Origin of the sequence: Candidatus Frankia nodulisporulans (assembly GCF_902806475.1) — a bacterium.
Taxonomy (GTDB): domain Bacteria; phylum Actinomycetota; class Actinomycetes; order Frankiales; family Frankiaceae; genus Frankia; species Frankia umida.
In genome coordinates this window covers 1-6506 of record NZ_CADCWS010000234.1, presented here as the reverse complement: position 1 = coordinate 6506, position 6506 = coordinate 1, and the positions used below count along the sequence as shown (strand labels likewise).

Sequence of the window (6506 nt, the reverse complement as noted above, 5' to 3'; positions counted from 1 at the left end):
ACCCCCGCCCTGAAGGACGGGGCCTGCGCGCTACGTTTCCCGGTCACCCAGACGTGCCCGCCCGTAGACGTAGGTCCCACCGGAGCTGGGATAGCGGGCCGCCAGGCGCGCGCTGGACGTCGCGTTGCAGTAGGCGACGACCGCGGCGACACCGAGGGCCGGTAGCAGTCCCGCGCCGGCCACCCGCGCCGCCGGCGCGAACACGGTGAACACCCCGGCGCCGATCATCGCGGCCAGACCGACGACAATCGCGTCCGCCGCCCCGGCCCCCCATCCGACCCCAGCTCCCGGCCCGGCTCCGGCCTGGGCCTGGACCTGGGCGTCCTGGTGGGTTTCGGTCTCGGCTCTGTCGGCTCTGTCGGCTCTGGCTGCGCGCAGGTGTCCACCCGGGTGGGGTCAGGCGTCGTGGAGGGTCATGTGGTGGCGGGTGGCCAGCACCGGCAGGTCGGGCAGGCCGAACTCGGTGGTGAGCGCGTCGAACAGGTCGATCTTGTGCGTGCCGAAGCGGCGCAGCGACCGCCGGTAGGCGTCGGCGGTCAGGAAGCTGCCCGGGCGGCTTTTGGAGTGGAACTTGTCGGCGTACATGACCAGGCGTTCCTCGACGGTCTCGGCGAGGTAGTCGGCGGCGGGGACGGGTAGCCCGCCGGCCTCGATCTCCGCACGGGTCAACCCGACACCGGTGTGGCAGGACGCGAACCGGCACACCGTGCGGGGCAGCCCCTCGGCGGCGAGCAGTGCATGGCCGAGCACCCCGTGGCGCAGGTACTGGGCGTAGTCGAGCCGGCCGGTGTCGTCGTAGAGCCGGTAGACGCCGATGTCGTGCAGCAGCGCACCGGTGCGTACCAGGGTGACGTCGGCTTCGGGGGCGGCGCCGGCGGCCAGCAGGCTGGCGGCCACATCCCACACGATCCGACAGTGGGAGTGCACCTCGGTGAACGCGGCGGACGTCGGGGCGTACCGGCGGTGCAGCTCCTCGGCCCCCTGGTCGGTGGCCGCGCCCGCGGCTCCCGCCGCCGTTGCCGTCCCCGCCGCGGGGGAGCCGGCTGGTTCGGTGCTGGCGCCCCGCGCTGTCAGGCTCATGGCCCGACGGTAGCGGTCCGGTCCGGGCCGCGGGGCCCCTCCACCCGGACGAACCGGACGCGCGTCCCCGAATCGTGGCCGGTTGGCCCGGCCATCACCGTGCCCAGCCGCCACACATCCCGGCCCCGCCGACGGGATGGCGCGGTCGGCTCAGCGCACGGGCTGACGTGCGCGGGGCCGGGAACGGGACGGCGGCCGGGGAGCGGCACCCCCACCGACACCCGCCGCCGCGGGGGCGGTCTCGACCTCGGCGTGGGACTGGGCGCGGGTGCGGGGGCGGCGGGCCCAGGCGGTGTCCAGCGCGCGGGTGAACAGGGCGCTGCCACGGGCCCCGGACACGACGATGCTCCGGTCGATCAGCACATACGGGACGCCGGTGATCCGCAGGTCGTGGGCGGCCCGCTGGTCGGTGAAGACCCGTTCGGTGTAGGCGTCGCCGGCCAGGACACGGCGCGCGTCGGTGGGATCGAGGCCGGCGGCGGTGGCGACGTCGACGGCCACAGCGTGGTCGAAGATGTCACGGCCCGCGCCGAAATGCGCCTGGTGCAGGGCGTCGAGGGTGGGGGCCGCCCGGCCGGCCTTGGTGGCCAGGTGCAGCAGACGGTGCAGGTCGAAGGTGCTGCCGTGATGCCGGTCGGCGCGGTAGGGAAGTCCCTCGTCGCGGGCGGCGTCGGCGACCCGCTGTTCGCCGCGGGCGATCTCCTCGGCGGACAGGTCCCGGAAGCGGCGTCCGGGTGTGCCGGGACGCGGCTCGCTGCGGCCGCGGGCCAAGCCCGGGTTCAGCTCGTAGGAGTGCCAGCGCACCGTCAGCTCGTCCTGGTGGGTGAAGCCGGTCAGTGCCCGGCGTAGCCGGGACCAGCCGACATAGCACCACGGGCAGACGAGGTCACTCCAGATGTCCACGCGCACGGCGGATCACCATCCTGTTCGTCACCGCATCTGAGGCCGCGACTTTCCGGCGGCGCCGAACCCACCACCAGCGCTGTCCGCCGCGGTGGCCGGCCGGACCCCGATGCGGGGGCGGCGCGTCCCGGGGCGGGACGTGGCGGCGTGCGGCGTGCGGTGTGCGACAGACGCGGTGGCGGCCGGTGTCGCCGCCGTTAGCGAGTGAACACCTCGGATGTGCGCTCGGGGCCCGCGGTGGATGAGCGACCGCGCACACCCACGTCCCACCGTGCGGCCGCAGCGGTGATCGCCGGCGGTCCGAGACGGGCAGATCCTCCGGCCAGGTGAACGAAACCGCAGCTCACCGCCCCTGCGGGGACCTGCCGTCGACGGGGACGGCACGGTCCTGGGACGGGAAGGCGCCACCCGGGTGTCGCGGTGAAACACACCACGGCGAGGACCACCACCGGTCACCCCTTGGGTCGCCCGGACCCCCACGACCCCCACGGCACCCGCGGTGGCGACGGCCAAGAGAGCGTCCCGGCGACGGAGGGGTGTGCGGGGACGGGATGGGCCCCGCGCCGCGATCAGGGCGCGGTCAGGCGGAGGGGCTGCTCGCGTTTCCGTTCGGTGAGACCGCCGCGGCGGACGGCGCGGCGACGGTGGTCGCCACCGGGGCGGCCGGCGCCGGCGCGACGATCACCGGGGCGGCGGCAGGAGAGGCGGCGGCGGGCGCGGTCACGACCGGAGCGGGGGGTGAGGCCTGGGCCGGCGCGGCGGAGGCGGTGTCGGCGGGGTGGTCGTCGTCGTGCAGACCCTTCACCTCGGACTTGAAGATCCGCAGCGAACGACCGAAGGACCGGGCGGCGTCGGGCAGCCGCTTGGCACCGAAGAGCACCATGACCACCGCGACGATGATGAGCAGTTCGGGAACGCCGATGTCTGCCACGACAACCAACCTTCTGCCAGGGTCGGGATGTGACCGGACCGGCCGCCCCACGACCCGTGGAGGACGGCCCTCTACAGCATGGTACGACCGCGCCGCGTCGGCCCGTCAGGGCTTGCGGGCGACCAGACCGTACCTGCCGATCTGGGCGTCGACGGCGCGCTGGTCATCACCGCCCGTACCCGCAGCGGTGATGGTGGAGACGTGTCGCGGTCTGGATGAGGTCGGCGAGGGCTCTGGACCGGCTGTGCGGTGGCCAGGCGATCACGGTGGTGACGGTCGGCGCGTCCAGCACGGGCACGGCGGCGAGGTCCTCGTGCAGTTGGGCTCGGCACGACTCCGGTAAGACCGTGCAGGCACGGCCGAGCGCGATCAGCTGCAGTAACTGCGCGTGGTCGCGGACCCGCGGGCCGGGGCCGGGCGGGTAGGCGCCGTCGGGGTCGGGCCAGCGTGGCAGGGGCAGGCCTGGCAGTGCGGTGATGTCGGCCATGTGCACGTGGGCCCGGACGGTGAGCGGATGCCCGGCCGGCAGGACCACGACCTGGCTTTCCGTGCTGAGCTCCGCGGTGTGGAACCCGGCCGTCGAGTCGAACGGCCGGTGCAGCAGCGCCACGTCGGCCCGCCCCTCGCGCAGGAGCCGTTCCTGCTCGGCCGGGCCGCACAGGGTGACGTCCACGGGGACCGCGCCGGGTTCGGCGGCGTAGGCGTCGAGCAGTTTCGCCAGCAGTTCCCTGGACGCGCCGGCTTTCGCGGCCAGGACCAGGCCGGGATGGCCGGTCGCGGCGAGGGCGGCGCGGCGGGTCCGGCGGTCGGCGGCATCGACCGCGTCGAGGGCCGCCCGGCCCTCGACCAACAGCACCGAGCCGGCCGCCGTCAGCGTGACGGTACGGCTGGTCCGGTCCAGCAAAGCCGCCCCGAGCCGGCGTTCGAGCCGCTGGATCGCCCGGGACAGGGGCGGCTGTGCGATCCCGAGCCGCTGCGCGGCGCGGCCGAAGTGCAGCTCCTCCGCGACGGCGACGAAGTACCGCAGTTCCCGGGTCTCCACGCGGCCACGCTATCCCGGGATCGATACCTGGGCGGTATCGCTGGGCACCGCATCGGTGTTGGACCCCTCGCCAGGTCCGGGTCAGCATCGACCCCATGAGTGAACCGACGACTGCGCTGGTCACCGGCGCGAACAAGGGAATCGGGTACGAGATCGCCGCGGGTCTGGGTGCCCTCGGCTGGAGCGTCGGCGTCGGCGCCCGCGACGATCAGCGCCGTGACGCCGCGGTGGGCAAGCTGCGCGCGGCCGGCGTTGACGCGTTCGGGGTACCGCTGGACGTGACCGACGACGCGAGCGTGACCGCCGCCGCACGGCTGATCGAGGAGCAGGCCGGACGCCTCGACGTGCTCGTCAACAACGCCGCCATCACCGGTGGCATGCCGCAGGAGCCCACCCGGGTCGATCCCGCCACCATCCGGACGGTCGTGGAGACCAACGTGATCGGCGTCATCCGCGTCACCAACGCGATGATAGCGCTGCTGCGCCGCTCTGCCTCGCCGCGGATCGTGAACATGTCCAGCAGCGTCGGCTCCCTGACCCGGCAGTCAGGTACCGCTGGTGAGCAGACGACGGGTCCGGTGGCCGTGGCGTACGCGCCGTCGAAGACGTTCCTGAACGCCGTCACCCTCCAGTACGCCCGGGAGCTGAGAGGTGCACGGCGGTCGTCACCCGCCGGGTGAGGTGGCTTCGCCCGCGCGTCTCGAACAGGTTCATCGACTGTGGCGGCCGTCTCACACCCGCTGGACATCGTGTGGACGGCCTCCTCACGAGCTGCCTCCGCCTGGCGGAGGGGACTCCGCGGGACAGCTTGCTCGGTATTGTGAGAACAGCTGTCCCTGTACCCGATATTTCGGAGGGGAGGTCGGGATACCGGTGCCGATGTCGAGGAACTGGCGGATACCGACCTCGGCGGCCAGATGACGTACCGCGCGGGTCATGAACGCCCGGTTCTGCCGGGCGGTGATCCGCAGATGCGGGAAACCGACCAAAGCCCGTTCGGCGGCGTCGCGGTCGGGTGGGAAGTTGTCCGTGCCGCCGAGCAGGTAGTCGTACATCCGCGCCGAGTGCGGTTGGTCGGTTCTGAACGGGCGCGGCAGGACCATGGGAGGCGCTCTGGACGGCGGTGACGGCGGTCTCGGCGGTGACAAGGGGCTCGGCGGCCTCGGGGCTCTCGGGGCGGTGCGGATCGCCGCGCTGGTGCGGGGGAGGGGACCTGGTCGGCGTGGGAGGTGACCGGCGATGCCCTGGCGCGCATCCGGGTCGCCGACGAGGAACTGCGGGCGTTCCGCGAGCTGTGGCCCAGGGCCGCCCGGGCGGCGGCCCTGGAGGTGGACCGTCGGCTGCGCGCCGGGCAGTACCTCCCGCTCGCCGGGGTGCCGCTGGGCGTCAAGGCCAGTGAGGGACGCGACGCCGAGCAGACCCGGCTGCTGGTCGCGGCGGGATGTGTGCCGGTCGGTGCCACCGCGGTGCCGGGGCCGGGTACCGCCTGGCAGACCTGGGGTCACACCGACCGCGGTCCCACCCGCAACCCCCATCATCCGGAGTGGAGTCCCGGAGGTTCGTCGGCGGGCTCGGCGGTCGCCGTCGCCGCCGGACTCGTCCCCCTGGCCACCGGCAGCGATGGTGCCGGGTCGGTGCGGATCCCGGCGGCCTGGTGTGCGGTGCTCGGCCTGAAACTCACCACCGGCCGGCTACCCGCTCGTGACCGGGCCGGTCTGACCGCGCCCGGGGTACTCGCCCGCCACGCCGTCGACGCCGCCGCCTACCTCGACGCCGTCACCGCCACCCCTGGTCTGTCACGCCCGTCCGACCCGTCCGAGGCCGGTCCGCGGCGGCTGGTCGACCCGGCTCCGGACGTCGTGGGGCAGCACACAGGACGGTCACTGCGCACGGTGTGGTCGGCGACGCTCGGGTTCGCCGCGACCGAGGACCGCATCGCGGCCACCGCCCGCGCCGCGCTGGACCGGCTCGCCGCGGCGGGCGTGCTCGCCATGGTCGACGGTGCGGTGACACTGCCGGACCCGGCGCCCTGCTGGACGTCGCTGCGCAGCGGCACCCGATCGGTCCCGGAGCCCGGTGGCCGCACCGCGGCCGGCGCCGACAGCCCGGATCCCGGCGGGATCCAGGCTGTGCTGCGGGACACCCTTGAGGACCTGTTCACCGGCGTCGACCTGCTGGCCACGCCGAGCACACCCAATCCCCCGCACGGCCACGACGGGCCCGGTGCCGCGATGAGCGTCGCCCTGACCTGGGCATTCAACATCACCGGCCATCCCGCGGTGAGCATCCCCGCCGGTTGGACGAACGCCGGGGAACCCGTCGGCCTGCACCTGGTCGCCCGTCCCGGCCACGAGGCCGACCTGCTCGCCGTCGCCCTGGCCGCCGAGCAGCTCGCGCACCAACGGACTCCGGACCTCCGCGATGTCCGTTTTTCCGTGGACCGTTAATGCGCACATTCGATCCCTACGCCACCAAAGTCCGGGTGTAGTCGGACACCCGAACCGACAGCCGCACGGGAACTCGTCGAATTTTCGACGGCCACAACAACGG

The 6506-nt window shown here is 73.8% G+C and carries 6 protein-coding genes and 2 pseudogenes; 2 read left to right on the top strand and 6 right to left on the bottom strand.

The annotated features are described in order from the left end of the window. Positions 1 to 42: 42 nt before the first annotated feature. The 5 genes and pseudogenes from G6R24_RS24220 to G6R24_RS16890 all read right to left on the bottom strand — a co-directional run. Positions 43 to 249 (bottom strand): annotated as a pseudogene (locus tag G6R24_RS24220) (amino acid permease); the annotation flags it as partial. Positions 250 to 396: 147 nt separating this feature from the next. After that, positions 397 to 1080 (bottom strand): HD domain-containing protein, encoded by a 684-nt coding sequence (locus G6R24_RS16905; RefSeq protein ID WP_163550200.1) that lies wholly within the window; start codon positions 1078 to 1080, stop codon positions 397 to 399. A 150-nt stretch (positions 1081 to 1230) separates the two neighbouring features. Next, positions 1231 to 1989, bottom strand: coding sequence for a DsbA family oxidoreductase (locus G6R24_RS16900; RefSeq protein WP_163550199.1), 759 nt, complete (start codon positions 1987 to 1989; stop codon positions 1231 to 1233). 574 nt (positions 1990 to 2563) lie between these two features. Then, the gene (gene tatA, locus G6R24_RS16895) at positions 2564 to 2914 is read right to left on the bottom strand and encodes a Sec-independent protein translocase subunit TatA (RefSeq protein WP_163550198.1); all 351 of its coding nucleotides are present in this window, start codon (positions 2912 to 2914) and stop codon (positions 2564 to 2566) included. Between the two features lie 166 nt (positions 2915 to 3080). Continuing rightward, entirely contained in the window at positions 3081 to 3956 is an 876-nt protein-coding gene (locus tag G6R24_RS16890) for a LysR family transcriptional regulator (RefSeq protein ID WP_163550197.1), read from the bottom strand. Positions 3957 to 4051: 95 nt separating this feature from the next. On the opposite strand from G6R24_RS16890, the gene G6R24_RS16885 reads away from it, so the two are divergent. Continuing rightward, the gene (locus G6R24_RS16885) at positions 4052 to 4636 is read left to right on the top strand and encodes an SDR family NAD(P)-dependent oxidoreductase (RefSeq protein WP_225438640.1); all 585 of its coding nucleotides are present in this window, start codon (positions 4052 to 4054) and stop codon (positions 4634 to 4636) included. A gap of 159 nt (positions 4637 to 4795) precedes the next feature. Here G6R24_RS16885 and G6R24_RS16880 read toward each other — a convergent pair. After that, positions 4796 to 5059 (bottom strand): annotated as a pseudogene (locus G6R24_RS16880) (SAM-dependent methyltransferase); the annotation flags it as partial. Positions 5060 to 5185: 126 nt separating this feature from the next. On the opposite strand from G6R24_RS16880, the gene G6R24_RS16875 reads away from it, so the two are divergent. After that, entirely contained in the window at positions 5186 to 6403 is a 1218-nt protein-coding gene (locus G6R24_RS16875; protein WP_163550195.1) for an amidase family protein, read from the top strand. The last annotated feature ends 103 nt before the right edge of the window (positions 6404 to 6506 follow it).